Source organism: Mesorhizobium sp. CNPSo 4670, from assembly GCF_057784235.1.
On sequence record NZ_JBWJFQ010000081.1, the window covers coordinates 1 to 626 of the forward strand.

General features: G+C 60.7%; 1 protein-coding gene. It reads left to right on the forward strand.

Annotation, left to right across the window (positions count from 1 at the left end):
• Positions 1-626: calcium-binding protein (locus AC0ZT5_RS35185; protein ID WP_488500170.1), on the forward strand; the 626-nt coding region annotated here is incomplete at both ends.

The following is a 626-nucleotide window of genomic DNA, read 5'->3' on the forward strand; positions in this document are numbered from 1 at the left end:
CTGATCGGCGGAGGCGGCGAGGACAATCTGAATGGTGGCGACGGTTCGGATACGGCCTCTTATGCAAGCGCTGCCGCAGGCGTCATTGCGAACCTCTCAAATCACAAGGTCAATACCGGCGACGCCAACGGCGACAGCTATACCCTCATCGAAAACCTGACCGGATCGAGCCATACGGACCAGCTCTACGGCAACGATGTTGCCAATATTCTGGATGGCGGCATCGGTGCCGATACCATGACCGGCGCACAGGGCAGCGACTCGTACTACGTCGATAATGCCGGCGACATCGTCAGTGAGAGCACCGCCGGTGCCGACGGCACCGACACCGTCAACGGCTATATCTCGATCAACCTCGGCGATGGCAACCACTTCACGGGCAACATCGAGAACGTCGCACTGCGCAGTGCGGCCTCCATCGACGCCACCGGTAACAGCCTGGCCAACGTGCTGACCGGCAATTCCGGCGACAATTTGCTGGACGGCAAAGGCGGCGCCGACACGATGAGCGGAGCGCAGGGCGACGACACCTACTTCGTCGACAATGCCGGCGATATCGTCAGTGAAAGCACCGCCGGCGCCAACGGCACCGATACCGTCAACAGCTACATCTCGATCAACCTCAG